Source organism: Micromonospora sp. CPCC 206061 (assembly GCF_036906915.1).
GTDB lineage: Bacteria > Actinomycetota > Actinomycetes > Mycobacteriales > Micromonosporaceae > Phytohabitans.
This window is the reverse complement of record NZ_JBAKHX010000241.1, coordinates 1-512: the sequence shown is the minus strand read 5'-3', so window position 1 is coordinate 512 and position 512 is coordinate 1. Positions and strand designations below refer to the sequence as shown.

1 pseudogene is annotated in these 512 nt (G+C 66.8%); it reads left to right on the top strand.

Annotated elements, in window-relative coordinates:
* Positions 1-89: 89 nt before the first annotated feature.
* Positions 90-512 (top strand): annotated as a pseudogene (locus V6V89_RS41570) (Pecanex-like protein 1); the annotation flags it as partial.

The window sequence follows — 512 nt, the reverse complement described above, 5'->3', positions numbered from 1 at the left end:
TGAACAAGGAGCCGAACACGTGTGAGGAAGGCAGCAACCTGCCGATCCACGATGGTTTCCAGAACGGTGAGCGCTGTGTGGTGACCGAGATGGGCGAGGTTGCCAACGCGGACGACAACCCGACCCTGCTCATCACGTCCGCGCCGCGGAACGTGCGGGTGAACCAGCCGTTCACGATCCGGGTGTCGACGCGGAACCTGATCCGGGACAGCTTCCTGCCCGCTGGTCAGGGCGGCTACTACGCGTTGCGGTCGGAGCTGAACGACCAGGACCTGGTGCGCGGTCACTTCCACACCGGTTGCCGGATTCTGAACAGCACGCAGGTGGCTCCGGATCCGGCGCCGGCGCCGGCGTTCTTCGTGGCGACCGAGGACAACGGTGGTTCGGCTCAGCCGGACGTGATCGAGATCCGGGTGCCGGGTCTGCCGCAGCGGGGTACGTTCCAGTGCGCGGCGTGGGCTGGTGACGGTTCGCACCGTCCGCCGATGATGCAGCGGGCCAACCAGATCCCG